Below are 21,879 nucleotides of genomic sequence, written 5' to 3'. Positions count from 1 at the left end.
CGACACAACAAACCTAAGGATTAATGGCAAAATTAATTAAAAATAACCTAAAAACGTATCAAAACTACTAACAAAACTAAAAGTGGTATCCATAAAATCATGAATACCACTCAAAATCAAATTGTCAGAAGATTCTACGAATAGAATAAGATCCCGAAAAAACGTATCTAATAGGATCATACTGAGTTCCAGCGTACTGAGAATTAATAACCATTCCATTACCAACATAAATAGATGCATGAGCACCATTGGCAATTATGTCACCAGGCTGGGCCTGAGCTAAACTCGGAACAGCCGTACCTACAGTGGCCTGAGCTCCAGAAGTTCTAGGTAAAGAAATACCCATATTGGCAAAAACGTACTGCACAAAACCAGAGCAATCCCAGCCAGCAGGACTTGTACCACCAGAACGATAAGGCACTTTACCTAAAAACTGAGCCGCAAAATTAAGCATCGCCGAAACAGACTGATTATCTGGAGGAGCAACAAAGTACGTCATAGGTCCAACGCCATTACGCGCTCTAGAACGACTTGCAGTAGCGTCGAAGCCATCAGCAGAATTATTCTGTGCCTGTTGTTGCTGGCGAGCCTGTTCAAGTGCAAGTTCAGCAGCACTCTTAGTCTGCGGAACATCCAAAGACTCAATACTGCCCCAATGAGAATTAGCATCAACATCGGTAGAAGTGGATTCTGTAAACAAATCACGCTTAACATCAGTAATCTTAGGGAAAGAACGTGTAGATGTAACTGCTGATTCTTCAGCAGAAGCGGAAGCACAAGCAAGCGGGATCATAGCAGCAACCAGCGCTGCAGATACAAAACCTGCAAATACAGAAGAAAAAATCTTATCTCGCTTAATCATCATTAGCGATGTTAGCATGTTAATACTACAAACTAAGACCACAAACAAAATTTGCACGCACTATTTACAGCACAACAATGCACACCTACACGCATAACAGCCAAAATAGACTAGAAAACCGCAAAACGTAGTAACAGATATCAATATTAAAATGTCAAAATATTAAAATTCCAAATAATCTAGTAATGGATAAATTCAAAAGCCGAAGTTTCATTCGGATTTACAACCCTAGAGAAGGTCCTACCGTGAAGCTCCGCACTAGACTCAGATGTTTCAATAGAACCATCAGGATTAATTTTTTCAACAACAGCAACATGACCATAAGTACGATTAACGCCAGCCTGACCGCGACCAAACACCATAATATCGCCAACGTGACGAGGCGTACGATCTACCCAATATCCAAGTTTTCGAGCAGTCAAAGCCCACATCCAGCCGTCTCCCATATTGGAACCAACAGGAAGACCAAGCTGATGCCTACGAATATAAACCCACCAAGTGCACTGGCTAAACTCATATGCATTCCCAGAATCACCAGAACTATGATTTGGATTAAATCCAGCAGGCAAAGAATTAACGTCTGAATCCATTAAAATAGCAACCTGCGGATTATTCGCAGAAGACTTAGACATTTCAGAAACTTTAAAATCTGAATTAGAACCTAAATCCCACTTAGACTCATGAGACGATCTAGTAGAGAAAGCGTTTAAATCAGCTTCGAGACCAGCAACAGCACTGCTGAACTTCAAATATTTATCAGCACGATCTAACTTTTCACGCTGACTAGAACGAGAAGCAGCTTGATCATTAGAATCATTGGAAAAATTAATCTCAGAAGCATATTGCTTTGAAGCAAAAGAACCCAAACTATCAGTCTTACTCAAAGCCATAGACGTCAATGCGGCACCAACTATAGCTACTAAAGACGTAGAAACAATAATACAATTCTTACGTTCTCTAGATTCGCGAGCTAAACGAATCTCGCGACGAGTACGAGGAGCAGAAGACATTTGCAAACTCTGAGCCACAGATTCGCTCAAGCCCACAACTGCACCATTATTCGCACAAACCGCTTCGGTAGAACGCTCAGAAGTAGCACTGGAAATATGAGAAGAGGAAAAAAGCATAAAAGGCGAAACGAAACGCCCCTTTGCTTTCTTAGCACCATGTGCACCATGTCTCATAAAAAACCACTCCCGAATTGTTAAAGTATCACGTCAAAACGGCACCTACAAAGCTCAAGATTACAACGTGGTGCGGATGTGATAAAAATAGTGTCGAAAAAGAAAATAGTAAAATTTAAACGTATATCATAAACGTATATCATCAAAAAATATAACCAAAAATTGATATTAGACATCACTAGATGTATGGTTAATCATATGAAGCTAGCACCGATTATTAACCCAGATGCGCGCAAAGAGGCACCAAAGCCATTGCGCGTAGACCTGTGCAAAGCATTTATGGTTGGAACAGTTCTATGGCTTATAGCATCAATAATCACTGTTGTGCTCGCAATCTTGCACTTTCTACTATGGTTTTTTGCTATAGTTTGCCTTAGCGGATTCGTAATAGGTATTTTGCTTTTAATCTGGGAACACTTTGACCGTTGGGATTATAGAAGACTAGGAAAGTAAAACGCTTAATACGATTAAGCGAACTATTTTGCATCCGATCTTGAAAGCGGAATCGCAAAATTAACCGTAGTACCTTTCCCTGGTCTACTCCACAATGTAATGCTACCGTGATGAGTAAGAGCCACGTGCTTAGCAATAGCAAGACCTAAACCAACACCATCCTGACTGCCGTCATTCTGGTTATCCGAACGATAAAAACGCTCGAAAATACGAGGCTGATCACGCAACGCAATACCAGAGCCACAATCAACAACACGAATCACTGCAAACTGAGAGTCATCAGACTTTAACGCTGAAATCGCCACACTGTTATTTGCTGAAGAATAGATAATAGCATTCTCAACAAGTTTACGCACGGCAGCGCTGATTTGTGAAAAACTGCCTAAAACACTAAGCGAAGAATCAGACTTAACGCAAAGACGCACATTTCGGCTCAAAGCAAGATATGAAACCTGATTCTGAACATCTTTTAACACACTCAAGACGTTCACAGCACTCGCCTTAGACACATCTATAGGCTTCTGAGCACTCATAAGAAGCAGAAGATCTTCCAACATATGTTCCAAGCGTTTAGAAGACCTCTGAGCTTTTAAAGACACTTCCTTAACACGATTAAGAGTAACATTATTATCCTGCAAAAGTTCTATAAGACTAGAAATCATTCGAGTAGAGCTAATAAGTTGTTGAGAAACATTACTTATAAAATCATCTCTAGTCTGCTCAAAACGATGCGCAGCACTCGTATCATTTAAAATAACAACAACCTTGCCTGCTCCAACACTTCCAACAGTAACATTAAGCCAATTAGGTCTAGAAACTGTAGAAGCATCAGACGATTTATCAGTTTTATTCGAGGAAAAGTCGCCAGCAACCGTAGCTGATTTTAATAACACAGCACTGTCACCAGAAAAATTACTATTAAAATCAGAATCTTCACCAATAGTTATATACCGCTCAGGAGTAAAAGTAACTAAATCAAAACTCTCAAAACCGCCAGACTCGCGCACACGATTTACAGAATCCAGAACTCGCGGTTGAACAATAGAATCATCAACAACAACACCAAGCGTATAACTATCAGAACTAGCTCGTAAAACATCATTATCAGCATCGATAACAATAGTCGCAGCAGACAGCATGGATAAAATCGCACACGCATCTGAACTTATATCATCTGAATTATTATCAACTGAATCTTCATCATCTTCATCATCACCAAAATTACGTTTACCTAAAATTTTTAAGATCTTCTTAAAGCTACTACGAAAAATCCTACGCAAACCACCTGCTATAGGATTTACAACAGAACTAAAAAACGGTCTAAAAACACTACGAAATATTGGAAAAAGCGAATCAACAACAAACATAACAATTACGATTGCAACACAAAGCGCAATCAAAGCAAAAACAACAAACACCATTAAAGGCGAATATGGCGAATCTTGAAGCATACTCTTAAAGAATACTCTAACGCGCTCACATTTAAGCAACTAATACAGCGACTAATACATTTAACGCACGTGCGCACAGTAGTCTATACTTGATTAGGGCAATCTAAACAAACGCGAATATGCTCCAAACGCAATTGAGCGCGATTGAACGCAAGAAAGGACGCACCATGCGAGTGATTTTCAACGAAGAGATGAAGGCAGTTGCATTAAACATTGAACGCATGGCAGAGCTTGTTGCAAAAGCCATGAACGATGCTGGAAATGCTTTATTAAATGCTGATTTAGAATCTGCACAAGCAATTATAGACAATGACACTCAACTAGATTCACTAGAAGATAGCGTTATAGATCAATGCTTAACATTGCTAGCTAGACAAAATCCTGTAGCAACAGATTTGCGAGAAGTAGTAGCAACCATGCGTTTGGCTGCGACTTTTGAGCGCATGGGAGATTTAACAAGTCACGTTGCGCAAATCGCAAGAAGAAATTGGCCTGATTGCGCAATACCAAGTCAAGCAAAAGAAACTGTTGAAAAAATGGTTGACTTTTTGCATGTTCTTGCAGGTCAATTAACAGACATGCTTTCAAATAGAGACGTTAATGTAGCAGATGCAATTATTCACGGCGACGATGTAATGGATAAGTTGCACGAACACATTTTTGCGCTTGTAGAAGGCGAAGATTGGAATGGCACTAGAAAACAATTGATTGACTTAGTACTTCTAAGCAGATTCATGGAGAGAATCGGCGATCATTCAGTTGCTGCAGCAAGGCAAGTTGTATTTATTGTTTCGGGATTTGACCCAACTAAGAAGCCAGAACCAGATAAAGACACGGTTGTGGCATAAATACGGTTGTGGCATAGAACACGATTTTTGAATAGAAATCTAAAAAGTAGCTTGTAAAACAAAAGTAGGTTTGCAATTAATTTTGCAAACCTACTTTTTATTTAAGTTAATTTAAGATAATTAAGCTAACTTAAGCTAATCAAACTCACTTCTGACCCTGAGCAGCCACGGCGGCAGCACCAGCAGCAGCAGCTTCTGGATCCAAATACTCGCCGCGAGGCTTGATTGGCTTAAAGTTCTCGTCCAACTCGTAAAGAAGAGGAATAGCGGTTGGAATATTCACCTTGGAAATCTCTTCCTCGCTCAAGTTGTCGAGCATCTTAACAATTGCGCGCAAGCTATTGCCGTGAGCTGCAATCATCACAGTCTTGCCAGACTTAAGCTCTGGAATAATATCGGACTCCCAGTAAGGAGTTACGCGAGTCACAACGTTCGCCAAAGCTTCAGTTTCTGGAACTGGATCACCTGCGTAACGAGGATCATTCGTCTGAGAATACTCATCGTTTGGATCAATCTCAGGAGGTGGAGTTGCGTAAGAACGACGCCAAATCATGAACTTCTCATCGCCATATTCCTGACGAATCTCAGACTTGTTCTTACCTTGCAAAGCACCATAATGACGCTCGTTTAAACGCCAGCTACGGCGAACTGGAATCCACAAGCGGTCGGCTGCATCAAGCGCGTAATTCGCGGTATTGATAGCACGACGAAGCAAAGAAGTGAACACGATGTCTGGAAGAACATTCTTCTCCTTAAGAAGCTCGCCACCATGCTTAGCTTCCTCGACACCCTGCTCAGTGAGCGGTACATCAACCCAACCGGTGAACTGATTGGTCTTATTCCATGCGCTCTGACCATGTCGGAGCAATACTAATTTATATGTCATAATTACCTAGTCTATTCGTTTCGTACGACTACTTACATAAAAGTAAGCAAACACGAAAAATTTAATAGAAAAAGCCGATGAATGTTTAAACAACATACAACGGCTTTACAATCTACTAAATCTATCAGTTAGCGAAGAGGCTTTACGAGTGGGAACGTAATCGTCTCGCGAATGGTTGCGCCCGTAAGCGCAATCAGCAAGCGGTCAATACCCATTCCCATGCCGCCAGCAGGAGGCATACCGACGCCAAGAGCCTCAATGAAGTCCTCGTCAATATCCATTGCCTCAACATCTCCAGCCAAAGCATCCTTAGCTTGAGCCACAAAGCGCTCGCGCTGCACAACAGGATCGTTAAGCTCGGAGTAGCCGGTTGCAAGCTCAAAGCCACGCACATACAAATCCCATTTTTCAACCATTCCTGGCTTAGTACGGTGACCCTTAACAAGCGGGCTGGTTTCCACTGGGAAGTCGCGCACAAACGTTGGCTCATAAAGCTTATCCTCATAGAAGTGCTCCCACAAGTGCTCAACCAACTTGCCGTGATTCTCCACTTCGTCGCGCTCAACGCCAAGCTTGTCTGCAATCGCACCCAAATGCTCAACAGAAGTTTCTGGCGTAATCTCCTCACCCAAAGCCTCAGAAAGCGAGCCGTACATGGTAATCTGCTTCCACTCGCCGCCAAAATCGTACTCTTCGCCGTTAAGCAAAGTCACCTTAGTGGAGCCAAAAGCGTCGACAGCAGCCTTTTGAATCAGCTCTTTAGTAAGAGCTCCAATCGTATCGTAAGTGCCATAAGCTTGGTAAGCTTCGAGCATTGTAAACTCTGGAGCGTGAGTTGCATCTACGCCTTCGTTTCTAAAATCACGGTTGATTTCAAACACGCGATCAATGCCACCAACCAAGCAGCGCTTCAAGAAAAGCTCTGGCGCAATACGCAAATAAAGATCAATGTCGAACGCGTTCATATGAGTTGTAAACGGACGAGCAGCAGCGCCGCCGTGAACCGTTTGCAACATTGGTGTTTCAACTTCCAAGAAGTCGTGGCTGTCGAAAGTGCGGCGAAGAGAAGCTACAGCATGAGAACGACTGCGAACCATATCGCGAATCTTCTCGTCCGCAATCATGCCAATATAAGGCTTGCGCGTACGAGTATCGTCGCTTAATTCCTTATGCAAAGCCGGAAGTGGCTGCAAAGCCTTAGCTGCAATTGCCCACTCAGTTGCGAATACGGAAAGCTCGCCAGTTTTAGAAGAAATAACGCGACCGCGAACATACAAATGGTCGCCCAAATCAACCATCTGCTTGAAGCTCTTAATAGATTCTTCGCCAATTTCCTTCTTGGAAACCATCGCCTGAATCGTAGTGCCGTCACCAGCAGCAAGCTTAACGAAGCACAAGCCACCAGCATTACGCAAGAAAAGCACGCGACCTGCAATACCAACCTCGGTATCAGTTTCTTCGCCAGCTTCAAGCTTGCCATCAAAATCAGCACGAACCTTTTCGATAGTATCCGTAACATTAAGATGCACTGGGTATGGCTGCACACCCTCCTTAAGCATCATCGCACGCTTAGCAACACGCATCTGCACCTGCTCTGGGTGCGCAAGCGGACCAAACTCTTTATTGCTTGGATCAATTGCTTCGTCAAGAGTAGCACCATCATTTACGCGCTTAGCAATAGCCTCATCTTGAGCGAGCAGCATCTCAGCATGCTCAACGGTGTCAATTTCATTGGCGTTATCTGTTACGTCATTTTCTGCGGCGTTTTGTGCGGCAGACATTGCAGTATTCGTGTCAGTCATAAACGCCAATTGTAGCTACTAGGGAATACAGGTAAGCGAGTCGCAAATGCATTTTATTGTGTTACTAGATCGATTGCGCTAATCATTTTTGCAACAAATATACATTTTTATAGAAATATTTATATTTTTCTGTTTTCGAAAGAAAAATACATTTACAGTAAAACTTTTTATTATTTTATTAAGATATACAAAATTATTTACGAAAAGTTACATCATTTTGCAAATATTGCGGAGACCATGCAGCTGCAAAAGAATACAAGTGAATTTTTAATAAAATTTTAAAAGAATTTATTTGACAACGACACACACTGTTAATTTGTAGCAAGTTCACGCTATTATAACCACGTTGTCGGAGTGTTGCATGCGCAATTACAACATGTAGCTGCGTCATGTATTCATAAGATGGATTCACGATGTGCAATCTCTATTGAGTTCGCACAATCGACATCGGGCTGTAGCGCAGTTTGGTAGCGCGCTTCGTTCGGGACGAAGAGGCCGCGGGTTCAAATCCCACCAGCCCGACTTTTGATTTTTTGCACAATCGCGCATATTACAACACTCGTATAAACAAATAATTCGCTATGATTGAGTAGTGAGCAAAACGGAATTTAATCGCAAGAAGCAAGGTGGCTTAAATGTTAAGCGTTTCGCAATTTTATAAAGAATTAGACAATATGTTTGCAAGCCACACAAGCGCGCAAGAAATCGAAAAATACCTGCTAAATGCGCTAAACCAATCGCAAGAAGAAGCACTCAAAGAAACACAAAATAAAGAATCTAAAGAAAAAGCAAATTGCGCATACGATAAATCACAAGAATCAAACGCTCAAGCATTGCAACTATCTGTGTTAAACGAGTTGATGGGATTTTATAGGTCTAGAGGAGAATACGCAAAAAACAAGCCAATCATTGACAATGCGCTAGATTTGGCAAAAAAGATGGATTTAGTAGGCAGCGAAGCTGGCACAACCACTTTGATTAACGCTGCTACTAGCCTACGAGCCGCGGGCAGCTATGAGCGCGCAGCAGAAATATATTCTCAAGCTATTAAAGAATCATCGAAAACACTAAAACCAAACGATAGAAAACTCGCTGCCCTTCACAACAATCTTTCAATGCTTTACAGCGAAACAGGCAACATGAGCGAAGCAATTAATGAACTTAATATTGCGCTTGAAATATTGCAAAAATCGAGTATCGATCCTTCAACAGACATAGATATAGCAGCAACTCACACAAATCTTGCGCTTGCGATTTTGCAAGAGTGTTCGCAGCCTAGCGAAAGCACAAACAGCAAATCCACTATCCTTAACTCTGCTTTTGAACACGCTTCAACTAGTATTCGCATGTACATTGCAGGAAATAACCAAAATCAACCACATTACACATCTGCTTTAGCTGGATATGCTCAAGTTCAATACGCACGAAAAGAGTATTCCGACGCTGTAAAAGCATACAGCGAAGCTCTAGATTTAATAGCACAATGTTACGGAAAAGATAGCGAGTCATACGCTATAACGGCAGAAAATTTGCAGCAAACGCGCAAGTTGGCAGAAAACGTTACGACAACAAGCGCAGCGAATACAATTCAATGCAATTCGGAAAAGTCGCAAGCAAGCGATGAGCCAAAGCCAGAGTCAAATAAAACTATACAATCAAATAAAACCATAAAATCAATCAAAACTGTAAAAACAGAATATAATCCAAAAATCAAAAACGGCATGCAACTTGCAAAATCATATTGGCAAACTTACGGAAAACCACTGCTTGAACTTGAACAATTTAAAGACTATAAAAACCGCATAGCTGCAGGATTAGTAGGTCACGGATCGGAATGCTACGGATTTGACGACGAGATTTCGCGCGATCACGATTTTGGCCCAGGATTCTGCTTATGGCTTACGGATGAAGACTATGCGAAAATTGGCGATGATTTGCAAGCAGCTTACGATTCTCTTCCGCAAGAATACGCTGGTTTTGGCTCTCGCGAAGAAACTCCACGCGCTAAATCATGCGAAGAAAGCAAGAGAGTCGGAGTATTTACCATAGCTAAGTTTTTTGAAAACATAACGGGATTTGCTACTGCTCCAAGTAAAAACGAGCCGCATTTATGGCTTTCGTTAAGCGAGCCAACGCTTGCTGCAGCTACGAACGGCCAAATTTTTGCAGACCCACTTGGAGAATTTAGCAAAGCGCGTCAAAGTTTTAAGCTTATGCCAGACGATGTGCGAATCTCGCTAATCTCTAGAAGGCTTGGCATGATGGCTCAAGCAGGTCAATACAATGTTCAACGAATGCTAGCGCGAAAAGACGGAGCTGCAGCGTGGCTTTCTATAAACGAGTTTGTGCGCGCAACCGCTTCAATCGTATTTTTGCTAAATAACCCAATAAGTGCAGGATATTTGCCATATTATAAGTGGCAATTTGCAGCACTTCGCAAGCTAAGCGAGCGAATGGCGTCTAGGCTTTTTGGCGTAGCAAATCAACTTGAATCGCTTATGCGACTAAGTAGTGCGGCGTGCTTTGGCGGAATCGGATTTGGCGAAGGCACAAAAGGCAGCAGCGAAGCTGAATCTAAAATAAACGAGATTATTCAAAACGTGTGCAACGAAGTAGTGCAAGAGCTTAAATATCAAGGTTTGAGCGATTGCAATGAAACGTTTTTAGAATGGCAACGCCCGTATGTTGAAGCGCATATTAATTCGCGCGCAACGTGCTTAAGGAGCTTATGATGTGCGATTCATTATCAAATCCAAAAACGCAAAATCCAAAAACGCAAAATCTTGCAGAAGAAATTACAAAACTAGAATGGCAGCAATTCCAGCTTACGCAAAACGAAGGCGGACGCGCGAATTGCCAGGAAGATTGGCAAACGTTCCGCATTATGCGCATGAGTCAATTTTTAACTTGGCCTCTGGATTTGCAAGAGTCTTATAAGAAAGATCTTGAGCGCGCTGATAGCAATGGCAGAAATTTGATAACAGAAAAATATGCACGAATGATGGAGTCTACTGCGCCAGAAATTTTTGAGCGCACAATTAAGCCTTATATTAAGCCGATTTTAGAGCCTAGAAAAAGCGAGCAGGAGAAGATTATTTTTACGCAAGTTAGATGGGCGGATGATTTTCGCGATCGATACCCTCATTTAGGTCTTGCAATGCGCGTTCTAAAAACAAGCGAAGATACAGAAGAAAATACATCTTTTGAAACGTATTTACGAGGAGAATTAAGCACGTATTCCGCCGAAACTTTTGCTAAATATAAGTCTTTTATAGAAGATTTAACAGCGAAAAATATAAATCTAACGCAAATGATTATTACAAATACTGTGCGCATGTATGGCTACGATTCACTCGAAGCAGCCGACAAATGTTGATGCGACTATAGCGTGAATAGTTTTATTACAGCATGAATAATTTTGTAGATGCACACTCAATTCTTTGTGCAGTTTTTAAACTACGCAAATCCGATTCAACAAAAACAGTAGAAGATGCGCTCAAACCATTTTTGCTCAAAAAATCTCGATAAATCATAATATTCGGCTTGCGCAAATGATATTCATAAGATGCGCTAACGCCATTTATCTCGCCAAGTATTGGGCAAGTTGTGCGCGCGCAATCAACCCACTCTTGTGAAGCATTTCCAAACGCCCAAACGCGCACATCTTTTGCAATTAAATCGCGAGCAACAGCCGCAAAACGCTCTCGCTCCCCTAAAAATCCGTGTAAAAAATTCTCAAAATACAAGCGATAAAGCCAAGTTACGGCAGGACCATGATGCTCACTAAACGATTCAAGCGCACGCTCAATGCTCCATCCTGATTCACGCAAAGCCTCGTGAAACTCAAAACCCCATTCTGGCTCATAGCTAAACAGCACCTCGCCAATATAATCTGGGTAATACGATTCCAACGTGCGACGCGCATCCCAATCAACAAGAAGATGCAAGTCAAAAACAACATCTGTTATGCCGTTTTCAATAATTTTTTGCGCGCATAAATCGCAATAATCACAACTATTCTTGCAATCATTGCGATTAGGCGAAACATCTTCTGTGCAAATCATTACAAATCCTAAATTATTCAGTTGGCGAAATTCCTCCGGCATAGGACGACATTCCAGCACCAGCACCAATTCCAGCACCAAAGCTAGCAGGCAAATTGTTCAAATTATAGCCGAGCGCCTCAAGCTGCGCGCGCCCATCTTCCGTAATATTTTCAACACTCCAACGCGGTTTCCAAGTCCAATCAATACGAAATTCATCAACTAATCCAACAAGCGCACTCGCGCACTCGTCTTCAATCAAATCCGTAAGCGGGCAAGCAGGCGTTGTAAGCGTCATCGTAATAATCGCGCGTCCAAGCTCATCAATTTCAATCCCGTAAACTAAACCTAAATCAACTACGTCAATTCCAAGCTCTGGGTCTACAACATCATGCAAAGCATCCTGAATGTCTTCCTCAGTTACGCGACCGATGCTATTTACGTTGATCTGAGATTGAGCTTGATTTTCTGCCATAATATTCCTTATTTTTAGTGTTACACTGCGATTTTATAAAGCCACATACGATTTTATAAAGCCTCAATAGCCTTTGCAATACCGTCTTTTAAGCCTTCCCATGCAAGCAATGCGCACTTTATTCGCATTGGATATTTAGAAACGCCTTGAAAAACCATTGCATCTTCCAACTCATCTTCGTCTTGCTCGTTTTCTAATCCCGCTCCCCTAGATTCCATAAGCTTGTGGAAAAGCGCGGCTAATCGCAAGGCATCCGCAACAGTTTTTCCCTCAACCAAATCAACCATAATCGAAAGACTAGCTTGCGAAATTGAGCAACCATGGCCATCCCACTTAATACTTTTAACAAGCGCATTGCTTGAATTGTCAACGTTTTTAGCGAGTTCCACATGCATCGTAACCTCATCTCCACAAGTTGGGTTAAATTGATGAGATTTTCCTAATGCGTAATTTTTATTAGCTTCTACAGCACAATTTTCATGATGATTTGTAATTGTTATATTAGAATTGTTTTTTAACTCATCGGTTGCTGGCGACTTATCCGAAGCCTCCTCAACTTTCTCTTCCTGCTCTTCTGCTTTAGAAAGACTTTCTGTGTTTGAAAAATGTGTTTTTCCGTGCGGATTTCTAGCAGCATCTAAAATCACTTCTTGATACATGCTTTCTAAGCCACTACCGTCGTCAACACTCATATCAAACATATGCTCTCCTTATTTGTTATTAAACAGTATTTTATTTGAATTCTATTTGAATTTTATTTGACAATACTATGCACCAAAGTATGCGCGAACATGGGAAACAGCTTCCACAAGCGCGCGAGCTTCTTCGATTGTGTTATAAACTCCAACAGACGCGCGATTTGAAGCATACACGCCAAAATGGCGATGAATCGGCTGAGCACAATGATGTCCAACGCGAATCGCAATTCCTTGCGCATCCAAAAACTGGCCAACGTCATGCGGATGCACGCCTTCAACCTCAAAAGAAACCGTTGCAATACGGTTGTTTAAATCAAGCGGCCCAAGCACGCGAACGCCCGGAACATCCTGCAATTTCAACAATTCTGCAGCAAGTTCCTGCTCGTGCTCTGCAACTCGGTTCATGCCCAATGCGCGCAGCCAATCCGCAGCTACTCCTGCAGCAACCATTTGTGCAACTGGCTGAGTTCCCGCCTCAAAACGGTAAGGCGCTTGCATATATTGCGCTGGCTTGTTAAGCCACGCAAGCTCCACCATAGATCCACCAAAATTGGCTGGTGGAAGACTGTTCAAAAGATTGCGGCGTCCATACAAGAACCCAACGCCCGTAGGGCCGTACATTTTATGCGCGCTAAAAGCTGCAAAATCAACATCTAGCGCATGAAAATCAACTGGAATATGCGGAACAGACTGGCATGCGTCAAGAACAAAAATTGCACCAACCTCATGCGCACGCTTACAAATCGGCGAAACGTCCGTAATAGCGCCAGTAACATTGCTAATATGCGTAACTGCAACGATTTTCGTGCGCTCGTCAACAATCGTGCTCAAATAATCCGCGTCCGCCCGCACTCGACCATCTTCACTTACATCGATCCAGCGAAGCTCTGCACCCAATCGAATCGCAAGCTCTTGGAACGGCAACAAAACAGAATGATGGTCTGAGCGAGAAACAACAATATTATCTCCCTCATTAATCACAAAATGCTTGCGCAAAGTTAAGTTATCTTCAGCAAAACCAGTGCGATTTAATCTAGCGTTAATCGTAGCGTTCCCAATAGAAGTGGCAAGAAGATTTAGAGCGCCCGTAGCACCAGGCGTAACAATAATCTCTTCGTTTCCTTCTTCACTACAAGCACCAACGAGTTTTGCAACTTTTGCACGCGCTTCTTCAAAGGCAACTGTCGAAAGCGCCGCCAACTCGTGCGCCCCCCTATGCACGCCAGCATTAATAGTCTTATAAAATTCGCTCTCTGCATCGATTACAACCTGCGGCTTTTGAGCAGTAGCTGCAGAATCTAAGTAAATCAAGGGTTTTGAATGTACTTTGCGACTTAAAATTGGAAATTGAGATCTCAAATCTTCAAACTTGTGCATTAACACAGTATCTGTCTCAAGATTTTTATGATTAAACATTCAAAATCCCCTTTTAAGCAAATTTATACAACCTATACAATCAAATTTTATAAATCTTGTTCATAATTTAAAAGTCGCTCCCCCAAAACAAAGATTGAAGGAACGACTTTCAAAATTTAAATTTTAATAATTAGCGTTTTATGAACAGCTAATATTAATTAGAATCCAAACTCTGCAGCAGCCTGACGAAGAGTTTCCGCAGAACGCTTCAAAGCAGCAAGCTCGCGATCCGAAACTGGAGTGTTCAAGCGAGAGTTTACGCCATTACGGTTCAACAAAGTTGGAACGGACATGCAGACGTCTGAGATTCCATGGAAATCGTCAAGAAGAGAAGATACTGGCAAAATGCGGTTAGTATCGCGAAGAACGGCTTCAACAATATCAACACCAGACATAGCGATAGCGTAGTTTGTAGCGCCCTTACCGTTAATAATCTTGTAAGCTGCGTTCTTAACTTCTTGATGAATCTCTTCGCGCTTAGCTTCATCCAATGGCTCATGACCTGGAAGAGCATTCCACTCGCACATTGGAACACCACCAATAGTTGCAGAAGCCCAAAGAGGAACTTCGGAATCGCCATGCTCGCCAGCAATATAAGCGTGAACATTCTTAACATTCACACCAGTTTGCTGCGCAATAAGGAAGCGCAAACGTGCAGAATCAAGGTTTGTACCAGATCCAAACATTTGATTAGCAGGAAGACCAGAAAGCTTCATAGAAACATGCGTAACAACATCCACAGGATTTGTAATAAGCATGTAGATAGCGTTTGGAGCGACCTTCACAACATTAGGAATAATCGACTTCATAATGTTGATGGTTGCACCTGCAAGCTCCAAGCGAGTCTGACCAGGCTTTTGACGAGCACCAGCAGTAATAACAACCATGTCTGCGTCACGGCAGATTTCAACGTCATCTGAGCCATCAATAGAAACGGCTGGATAGAAGCTAGAACCATGCTGCATATCGAGCACTTCTGCCTCAACACGTTCCTTAGCGATATCCTCAAGCACAATTTCACGAGCAACACCGCGCTGAGCTGCAGCAAACGCAAGCGTGGAACCTACTGCACCAGCACCAATAATCGCAAGCTTAGTTGGCTTAACCTGAGAACTCACCATTAGAAAAACCCCTTTTCCACAAACCGAGTCGACCCTTATAACTTATAAATAGAAAAATACAAGGGCTGCTCTCACATTAAGAGCTATATGTGTATAAACAGTTTTTACTTTAATCACACCACCGGAATTTTGTTTAAAGTGCAATTTGCATAAGTTTTGCAGCCAAAGAATCGCCAACAAAAGCATCTAATTCTACACCAGAATCCTTATATTCCGCGGATTTTACAATACCGTTTTCCCTAACTCTAGATAGCAAAGACCCAGAATAATCGCTATAAGGCAATGTAACTTTAACATGAACATGTGGTGAAGGTAACAAATTTTCTATACGCGTTCTTAAACGGTCAATATTTGTTCCACTTGCAGCAGACACAATTAAAGAATCAGGATACAACGATTGCAAGCGTAAACGCATTGGTTCTTGCATAACATCCGACTTATTAAAAGCAATAATTTGCGCTATATCTTCCACACCGTCAATTTGAGCTAAAACCTCGTTAACTGCCTCAATTTGAGAAACAGGGTCTGGGTGAGAACCGTCAACTACGTGCAAAATTACATCTGCATTACCAACTTCTTCCAAAGTTGATTTAAACGCTTCTACTAGCTGAGTAGGCAGCCTTCTAACGAAGCCAACAGTGTCTACAAGTGTATAAGCGCGACCATCTTTAGTTAAAGATTTTCGAACAGCAGTATCCAAAGTTGCAAAAAGCGCGTTTTCTACAAGTTCTTTAGATCCTGTAAGTCTGTTTATAATCGAAGATTTTCCAGCATTTGTATACCCTACTACTGCAACAGTTGGAATATCTTGACGACGCCTAGATCCGCGCTTTGTCTCGCGAGTTGGTGCCATTAGTGCAATGTCGTGACGCAATTTTGAAATTCGATTCCTAATTGCGCGCCTATCCATTTCGATTTTTGTTTCTCCAGGGCCTCTAGAGCCTATTCCTGCATCTCCTGCAGCGCGACCACCAGCCTGCCTAGAAAGAGCAGCACCCCAACCTCTAAGTCGCGGAAGCATGTATTGAAGCTGAGCAAGCTCGACTTGTGCCTTTCCTTCCCTACTTGTTGCATGCTGAGCGAAAATGTCTAGAATAACAGCCGTTCTGTCTACAACCTTGACTTTAGTGGCATCTTCCAAAGCTCTTCTTTGGCTTGGTGGAAGATCGTCGTCTACCACAATCGTATCCGCATCATTTTGCGCCACAACCGCTGCAAGTTCACGCGCTTTTCCAGAACCAACATACGTTGCTGCATCTGGTCTGTATCTTTGCTGCAACATGCCGTCGCATACTACTGCGCCAGCTGTTTTAGCAAGCGCCGCCAACTCTCTAAGGGACTCTTCTGCTTGGCTTAAAGTTCCGCGAGCGCTAGACCATACTCCTACTAAAACAACGCGTTCTAGTCTTAGTTTTCTGTATTCTACTTCGGTTACGTCTTGTAATTCTCCAAGACCCGCAACTCGTTTTAAGGCGTTTCTTGATTCGCGCTCTTGCCAAGCTTCATCGTTACTTTCTAGGCTTGATCCAGTGTTTGTGGAATCTAGTAGTACTTCGGAATGTCCTGAAAGAACGTCTTTATGCTCATTTTTATGCTCAGGCATATTATTATCACCACTCGCCAAATTGCTGTTTGCTAAAGTATCTACCAAAACTATGCCCTTTGCTATTTTGCTTTAACTACTAACGCTAAATCCCCTGTTAATACACGATTTACAACGTTTGTTTTATTATTGTGAATCTAGAAGACATAATTTTTAACGCAACACTAAAATGGCTATTAACACTTTTAATAAAACTAAAAAGACGAGCAGCATTAATGCTACTAAAACAAACAAAAATACTAAAGAAGCTAAAACTGGCGGCGAACAGTATTTTTCCGCTAATCCAAACTCTTTAGACTTAAGACGAACTTTGCATGTTGATTTGCGCGGTCACGAGGTTAGCGTGCAGGTTTCTAATGGAGTTTTTAGCTCCTCTAAGCTTGATTTAGGCACTGCAGTTCTACTTAAACACGCTCCACAGCCTCCAGAAAATGGGCGATTTTTCGACATCGGTTGCGGCTGGGGTGCTATTAGTTTGGCTTTAGGTTTTGAATCCCCTAATGCGCAAATTTATGCTGTAGATGTTAATGAACGTGCTCTAGATCTTACTGATATTAATGCCAAGAATGCTGGATTAAACAACATTCACACTTATCTTGTAGAAGATGCATTAAAAGAAGATGCGCTAAAAGACATTGATCTTATTTGGTCTAATCCTCCAATCCGCGTTGGAAAAGACGTTTTGCACAATATTTTGATCACCTGGCTTCCTCGCCTAAAAGTTGGTGGAGCTGCTTATTTAGTTGTTCAAAAAAATCTTGGCTCCGATTCCTTAATCACTTGGCTTTCTAAAACTCTTGGGGAAGATTTTAGCGTTGAAAAATACGCAAGCTCTAAGGGATACAGGATTATAGAAGTTTTAAGAAAATAAGATTTAGCAAAATTTAACAGGATTGAATATGAACTTTGACTATCCTAGTGAACTGCCGATTTGTGCTGCACACGACCAGATTATTGAAGCCATTAAAGAGTCGCAGGTTATAATCGTATCTGGTCAAACTGGTTCTGGCAAAACCACTCAAATCCCAAAAATGGCTTTGGAACTTGGCAGAGGTGGTCGCGGAAAGCAAATTGTTCACACACAACCTCGACGACTTGCTGCGCGCACAGTTGCCGAACGAATCGCAAGCGAAATGGGTGTTAAGCTTGGCGAAGAAATCGGCTATCAGGTACGTTTTAACGACGAAAGCTCATCTAAAACAAAGCTTCGGATAGTTACGGATGGTATTCTACTCGCTCAAATTCAACGCGATCCACTTCTTACGCGCTATGACACTATTATCATTGATGAAGCTCACGAGCGTAGCCTAAATATTGATTTTTTGCTTGGATATTTAACAACTCTTTTGCCAAAGCGCAAAGACTTAAAACTTATTATCACTTCTGCAACAATAGATTCTGCAAAATTTAAAGACCATTTTGAGCAAGCGCTGCACATTAAGGTGCCTGTTATAGAGGTTTCGGGGCGAACATACCCCGTGCGCGTACTTTACGAGCCGCTTGGAAGCGCGCCTTCACTTATGAGGCACGTTCCAGGTTTTGCCGATATTGCTATGGATGATGAAAGCGTTGCGCAAAGCCAAAGTCTTTCGGAAAGCGGCGATATTTGCGACGAAGACATTGCTTCTGCTGTAACTCGCGCATGCGCGCAACTTGTGATTCATTCAAACCACACTCAAGGCGCGCGCGATATTATGGTTTTTGCTTCTGGCGAGCGCGATATTCGAGAATTTGAAGCATCGTTGCGTTCTTATTTCGGTGCGCGTGCAAGCGACATGAATCGTAGTGACGCCATTGAGATTGTTCCACTTTTTGCACGTCTTTCTTCTAAAGACCAGCATCGCGTTTTTGAACACCACACACATCAGCGCATTGTAATCGCCACTAATGTTGCAGAAACTTCTCTTACAGTGCCTTCGATTCGCTACGTTGTAGACCCTGGTTTTGCTAGAATTTCTAGATATTCTAAGTCTGCTAAAGTTCAGCGTCTTCCTATAGAACCTATTTCTCAAGCAAGTGCAGATCAGCGCTCTGGTCGTTGTGGGCGAATTGCAGATGGCATTGCTATTCGCTTGTATTCTAGGGAAGATTACGAAACTCGCCCGCGCTTTACCGACCCCGAGATTTTACGCACTTCACTCGGCGCTGTTGTTTTACACATGCTCTCTGTTGGTGTTGCTAAAACTGGCGAAGATATAACGAATTTTGGATTCATTGATCCTCCAGATATTAAGGCTGTAAGCGACGGCTTTAACGAGCTTAGTGAACTTGGTGCAATAAGCAGAAAATCAGGCTTCATCACTTTAACTCATATTGGACGCGAGCTTTCTAAACTACCGATTGACATTCGTTTAGGACGCATGATTATTGAAGCTGCGCGTAAAACCACTCCTAATACTCTTGCTGCTGTGCTGGTAATTGTGGCGTTTTTGAGTTTGCAAGATCCGCGCGAACGTCCGGAAGATAAACGCGATGAAGCAGATAGATTACACAATCGTTATGCAGACGAGTTAAGTGACTTTTTAACGGCATTGAATATTTGGGATCGCATATTCCAAGCGGATGGCGAAATAAGCAATAACGCGCTAAGGCGACTTTGCAAAGAGGAATTTTTCCACTTTTTACGCCTAAAACAGTGGAAAGATTTAGTTAATCAGCTTAAAGATTTATGCAAAGAACTTCATTATAATGTTGGCGAAGCATTACCACTTAAACGCGCACCTTTGCAAATCCGCCAATTACCAAATAATCAGCAAGCTGCTCACAGTCTTTGCTGCACTTGGGATTACCAAGGAATCCACGCTTCTATGCTTTCTGGCTTGCTTTCTATGATTGGCATGCAAGTTATTCGCGAGCCTAAGGCTTCGGATTTTGCAGGTCTTCGCGGAACAGCCAAAATTCGCGCTATTAAGCGCGCTCAAAAAATGGCAAAAAACGATTATCAGGGTGCTAGAAGCACAAGGTTTGCAATCTTTCCAGCTTCATCTGTTTCTAAAACAACTCCTTCTTGGATTATGTGTACGGAATTAGTTGAAACTTCTAGACTTTGGGCAAGGTATTGCGCGCAAATCGACCCTGCTTGGGCAGAGTCTTTAGCTAAGAATCTTACTCGCGTAACATATTCAGATGCTCATTGGAGCGCAAGCAAAGGTGCAGCAATCGCCCAATCGAAGGTGCTTTTGTACGGCTTGCCTATTGTGCAAAATCGCACTGTTCAATGGTCTAAAATCAACCCTTACGAATCTCGAATGTTAATGATTCGTCAAGGCTTAGTCGAAGGAAACGTTCAACAGCGTTTTCCATTCAACGATTTTATCTCCTCAAATATTAACATTTTAAACGATGCCGATAATCAAACAAATCGCACTAGACAGGCAAGCGAAACTGTAAACGACGAGGATTTGTTTACTTTTTACGATAATAAACTTCCTCAAGAAGCTACGACTATTGCAGATTTAGCTAAATGGTGGAAAAATTACAGGCTCCAAGACCCGCATTTTCTTGATTTTAACCCAGATTGTGTTGAGCGCTTGCAATACGCAAATGACACTGATTTGGCAGATTACCCAGATACTTGGCATACGATTGGAACAGACGGTCAGAAAATCAACTTGCGTTTAAGCTACATTTATGATCCGCATGATCCTTTAGATGGTGTAACTGTACACGTTCCACTTCATGCGCTTTTGCGACTTAAACCTCAAGAGTTTACTTGGAATGTGCCAGGCTTATTAGACGAGCTTATTATTGGCATGATTAAGTCTCTTCCTAAGACTTTGCGCGTACAATTCGTTCCAGCTCCAGATACTGCTCGTAAAATCCGTGAGTGGATAGATGACAATTATGACTATCTTCCAGGAATAAACGAAAATCCACAAGAAGATTTTATTTGGCAAGATTTTAGCGAAGTCTTTACTAAAGCTGCGATTAGTGTTGTTGGAGCACAAATCCACCCAGAAGTTTTAAGCGATGAACAGTTGCAACGGCTATCTCCTTATTTGCGTATAACTTTTAGCGTTGAGCAAAAGAAAGCTAATCAAAATAAATCAAACAATTCCCATAATCAAAGCAAAAAGCGCATTAAGCCTACTGTTTTAGGAACAGATAAATCGCTAATAAGTCTTCAGCATCGCTTTGCAAAATCAGCTCAAGAGTGTGCATTAAATGTTGTTAATAGCAAAGCGATTAAAGCTGCACAAGCTGGAAATGTTGTTGAGAGAGCAGATTTGTTACACAAGTCTGGTGCAACTAATCTTTCTAGATCTCAAATGGTTTGGCAGGGCGCGCTCAATATGCTTATTTTAGATGATAAACGTATTACATCTAGATGGCTCGGAAGTGAGGCTCTGATACTTGCTTCTGCACCTTATAAGTCTTCTAAAGATTTGGCCCAAGATTTGCAAATGGCAGCTATTAAGCGACTTATACCAGATACACAAAAAATTACTAACGATGTTGAGCTTAAGGAAGCTGTTGGAAATATTGCCGAAGTATACGAAGATACAGTTTATGGTATTGCGCACGATGTGATTGCTATTTTGAAGCGTTTTGCTAAAGTTAGCACTGCTGTTGGCGGCAAAGCCGACTTGCCAATGCTTAGCGTTCTTCAATCGATTAGAGAACACGCAGCCTCACTTGTTTTTCCTGGATTTATTGCAAAAGCAGATTCTAGCGCACTTAGTTCAATAGAACGCTACTTGCATGCTGATTTAATTAGACTTGATAAAGCTAAAACAAATAAGGATAGAGATGTACGATGGGCTTGGCAAGCAGATGAAGCTCATAAGCTTGTGCTAGAAGCTCAAAATAGAGCAGAAAGCTTGCCTGCTGGACCTAATAGAGATGAGGCTCAAGAAAAAGCTCAAAAACTAAAGTGGATGTGCGAAGAATTCTATGTTTCTCTTTGGGCACAAGAACTTGGAACAGCATACCCGATTAGTATTCAGCGTATGAAAAAACTATGTTAGCGTAAAAACTATGTTAGCGTAAAAATGCGCGGCATAAGACTACAAAAAGTGGTCACTATCCACGCAGCCA

General features: G+C 42.0%; 17 protein-coding genes and 1 tRNA gene. 7 read left to right on the top strand and 11 right to left on the bottom strand.

Translation table 11 applies throughout. The features are described from left to right. Positions 1 to 124 precede the first annotated feature (124 nt). Entirely contained in the window at positions 125 to 880 is a 756-nt protein-coding gene (locus HXT53_RS02000) for a C40 family peptidase (protein WP_041160651.1), read from the bottom strand. 161 nt (positions 881 to 1,041) lie between these two features. Then, positions 1,042 to 2,046, bottom strand: a complete 1,005-nt coding sequence (locus tag HXT53_RS01995) for a CHAP domain-containing protein (protein WP_004115584.1) — start codon at positions 2,044 to 2,046, stop codon at positions 1,042 to 1,044. Positions 2,047 to 2,232: 186 nt separating this feature from the next. Between HXT53_RS01995 and HXT53_RS01990 the strand changes: the two genes are divergently transcribed. Further along, the gene (locus HXT53_RS01990; protein WP_013399512.1) at positions 2,233 to 2,499 is read left to right on the top strand and encodes a hypothetical protein; all 267 of its coding nucleotides are present in this window, start codon (positions 2,233 to 2,235) and stop codon (positions 2,497 to 2,499) included. Between the two features lie 23 nt (positions 2,500 to 2,522). Here HXT53_RS01990 and HXT53_RS01985 read toward each other — a convergent pair whose 3' ends face one another. Beyond that, positions 2,523 to 3,950 (bottom strand): sensor histidine kinase, encoded by a 1,428-nt coding sequence (locus HXT53_RS01985; RefSeq protein WP_174142754.1) that lies wholly within the window; start codon positions 3,948 to 3,950, stop codon positions 2,523 to 2,525. Between the two features lie 167 nt (positions 3,951 to 4,117). On the opposite strand from HXT53_RS01985, the gene phoU reads away from it, so the two are divergent. Continuing rightward, positions 4,118 to 4,798, top strand: a complete 681-nt coding sequence (gene phoU, locus HXT53_RS01980) for a phosphate signaling complex protein PhoU (RefSeq protein ID WP_174142753.1) — start codon at positions 4,118 to 4,120, stop codon at positions 4,796 to 4,798. A gap of 145 nt (positions 4,799 to 4,943) precedes the next feature. Here phoU and HXT53_RS01975 read toward each other — a convergent pair whose 3' ends face one another. Together HXT53_RS01975 and lysS are read right to left on the bottom strand one after the other, a co-directional pair. Then, on the bottom strand, positions 4,944 to 5,684 hold the full coding sequence (locus HXT53_RS01975) for a phosphoglyceromutase (protein WP_004112459.1): 741 nt from the start codon (positions 5,682 to 5,684) through the stop codon (positions 4,944 to 4,946). A gap of 128 nt (positions 5,685 to 5,812) precedes the next feature. Beyond that, complete coding sequence (gene lysS, locus HXT53_RS01970) at positions 5,813 to 7,486, bottom strand: lysine--tRNA ligase (RefSeq protein ID WP_174142752.1); 1,674 nt, start codon at positions 7,484 to 7,486, stop codon at positions 5,813 to 5,815. A 448-nt stretch (positions 7,487 to 7,934) separates the two neighbouring features. Between lysS and HXT53_RS01965 the strand changes: the two genes are divergently transcribed. The 3 genes from HXT53_RS01965 to HXT53_RS01955 all read left to right on the top strand — a co-directional run bounded on the left by HXT53_RS01965 (position 7,935) and on the right by HXT53_RS01955 (position 10,862). Beyond that, positions 7,935 to 8,008, top strand: a tRNA-Pro gene (locus tag HXT53_RS01965). A 113-nt stretch (positions 8,009 to 8,121) separates the two neighbouring features. Beyond that, the gene (locus HXT53_RS01960) at positions 8,122 to 10,218 is read left to right on the top strand and encodes a DUF4037 domain-containing protein (protein ID WP_101891866.1); all 2,097 of its coding nucleotides are present in this window, start codon (positions 8,122 to 8,124) and stop codon (positions 10,216 to 10,218) included. Continuing rightward, on the top strand, positions 10,218 to 10,862 hold the full coding sequence (locus HXT53_RS01955) for a DUF4125 family protein (protein WP_004574993.1): 645 nt from the start codon (positions 10,218 to 10,220) through the stop codon (positions 10,860 to 10,862). Before HXT53_RS01960 ends, HXT53_RS01955 begins: the two co-directional genes overlap by 1 nt. Positions 10,863 to 10,887: 25 nt before the next feature. Here HXT53_RS01955 and HXT53_RS01950 read toward each other — a convergent pair whose 3' ends face one another. From HXT53_RS01950 to hflX, 6 genes are all read right to left on the bottom strand, one after another. Further along, positions 10,888 to 11,550, bottom strand: a complete 663-nt coding sequence (locus HXT53_RS01950; RefSeq protein WP_174142751.1) for an HAD family hydrolase — start codon at positions 11,548 to 11,550, stop codon at positions 10,888 to 10,890. 13 nt (positions 11,551 to 11,563) lie between these two features. Then, positions 11,564 to 12,004 carry a metal-sulfur cluster assembly factor gene (locus tag HXT53_RS01945; RefSeq protein WP_004115603.1) on the bottom strand — a complete coding sequence of 147 codons (441 nt, stop codon included), beginning with the start codon at positions 12,002 to 12,004 and terminating at the stop codon, positions 11,564 to 11,566. Positions 12,005 to 12,057: 53 nt separating this feature from the next. Then, positions 12,058 to 12,705 (bottom strand): Fe-S cluster assembly sulfur transfer protein SufU, encoded by a 648-nt coding sequence (sufU, locus tag HXT53_RS01940; RefSeq protein ID WP_004116808.1) that lies wholly within the window; start codon positions 12,703 to 12,705, stop codon positions 12,058 to 12,060. 66 nt (positions 12,706 to 12,771) lie between these two features. Further along, positions 12,772 to 14,118 carry a SufS family cysteine desulfurase gene (locus HXT53_RS01935; RefSeq protein WP_101887871.1) on the bottom strand — a complete coding sequence of 449 codons (1,347 nt, stop codon included), beginning with the start codon at positions 14,116 to 14,118 and terminating at the stop codon, positions 12,772 to 12,774. Positions 14,119 to 14,276: 158 nt separating this feature from the next. Continuing rightward, positions 14,277 to 15,239 (bottom strand): L-lactate dehydrogenase, encoded by a 963-nt coding sequence (locus HXT53_RS01930; protein WP_004112440.1) that lies wholly within the window; start codon positions 15,237 to 15,239, stop codon positions 14,277 to 14,279. Positions 15,240 to 15,372: 133 nt separating this feature from the next. Then, positions 15,373 to 16,842, bottom strand: coding sequence for a GTPase HflX (gene hflX, locus HXT53_RS01925; protein WP_013399502.1), 1,470 nt, complete (start codon positions 16,840 to 16,842; stop codon positions 15,373 to 15,375). Between the two features lie 169 nt (positions 16,843 to 17,011). Here hflX and HXT53_RS01920 point away from each other — a divergent pair, with 169 nt between their 5' ends. Next, positions 17,012 to 17,713: a class I SAM-dependent methyltransferase gene (locus HXT53_RS01920; protein WP_004116812.1), complete on the top strand. Its 702-nt coding sequence runs from the start codon at positions 17,012 to 17,014 to the stop codon at positions 17,711 to 17,713. Positions 17,714 to 17,741: 28 nt separating this feature from the next. Beyond that, on the top strand, positions 17,742 to 21,809 hold the full coding sequence (gene hrpA / locus HXT53_RS01915; RefSeq protein ID WP_004112419.1) for an ATP-dependent RNA helicase HrpA: 4,068 nt from the start codon (positions 17,742 to 17,744) through the stop codon (positions 21,807 to 21,809). The last annotated feature ends 70 nt before the right edge of the window (positions 21,810 to 21,879 follow it).

Origin of the sequence: Gardnerella sp. KA00390, from assembly GCF_049244075.1 — a bacterium.
Classification (GTDB): Bacteria; Actinomycetota; Actinomycetes; order Actinomycetales; family Bifidobacteriaceae; genus Bifidobacterium; species Bifidobacterium vaginale.
This window is presented reverse-complemented; position numbering and strand designations above follow the sequence as displayed.

Coding starts and splice junctions, on each gene's coding strand:
- lysS (WP_174142752.1), bottom strand. CDS start 7,486: ATGACTGACACGAATACTGCAATGTCTGCCGCACAAAACGCCGCAGAA.
- HXT53_RS02000 (WP_041160651.1), bottom strand. CDS start 880: ATGCTAACATCGCTAATGATGATTAAGCGAGATAAGATTTTTTCTTCT.
- HXT53_RS01990 (WP_013399512.1), top strand. CDS start 2,233: ATGGTTAATCATATGAAGCTAGCACCGATTATTAACCCAGATGCGCGC.
- HXT53_RS01930 (WP_004112440.1), bottom strand. CDS start 15,239: ATGGTGAGTTCTCAGGTTAAGCCAACTAAGCTTGCGATTATTGGTGCT.
- HXT53_RS01935 (WP_101887871.1), bottom strand. CDS start 14,118: ATGTTTAATCATAAAAATCTTGAGACAGATACTGTGTTAATGCACAAG.
- sufU (WP_004116808.1), bottom strand. CDS start 12,705: ATGTTTGATATGAGTGTTGACGACGGTAGTGGCTTAGAAAGCATGTAT.
- HXT53_RS01995 (WP_004115584.1), bottom strand. CDS start 2,046: ATGAGACATGGTGCACATGGTGCTAAGAAAGCAAAGGGGCGTTTCGTT.
- HXT53_RS01920 (WP_004116812.1), top strand. CDS start 17,012: ATGGCTATTAACACTTTTAATAAAACTAAAAAGACGAGCAGCATTAAT.
- HXT53_RS01955 (WP_004574993.1), top strand. CDS start 10,218: ATGTGCGATTCATTATCAAATCCAAAAACGCAAAATCCAAAAACGCAA.
- HXT53_RS01945 (WP_004115603.1), bottom strand. CDS start 12,004: ATGGCAGAAAATCAAGCTCAATCTCAGATCAACGTAAATAGCATCGGT.
- HXT53_RS01985 (WP_174142754.1), bottom strand. CDS start 3,950: ATGCTTCAAGATTCGCCATATTCGCCTTTAATGGTGTTTGTTGTTTTT.
- phoU (WP_174142753.1), top strand. CDS start 4,118: ATGCGAGTGATTTTCAACGAAGAGATGAAGGCAGTTGCATTAAACATT.
- HXT53_RS01960 (WP_101891866.1), top strand. CDS start 8,122: ATGTTAAGCGTTTCGCAATTTTATAAAGAATTAGACAATATGTTTGCA.
- hrpA (WP_004112419.1), top strand. CDS start 17,742: ATGAACTTTGACTATCCTAGTGAACTGCCGATTTGTGCTGCACACGAC.
- hflX (WP_013399502.1), bottom strand. CDS start 16,842: ATGCCTGAGCATAAAAATGAGCATAAAGACGTTCTTTCAGGACATTCC.
- HXT53_RS01975 (WP_004112459.1), bottom strand. CDS start 5,684: ATGACATATAAATTAGTATTGCTCCGACATGGTCAGAGCGCATGGAAT.
- HXT53_RS01950 (WP_174142751.1), bottom strand. CDS start 11,550: ATGATTTGCACAGAAGATGTTTCGCCTAATCGCAATGATTGCAAGAAT.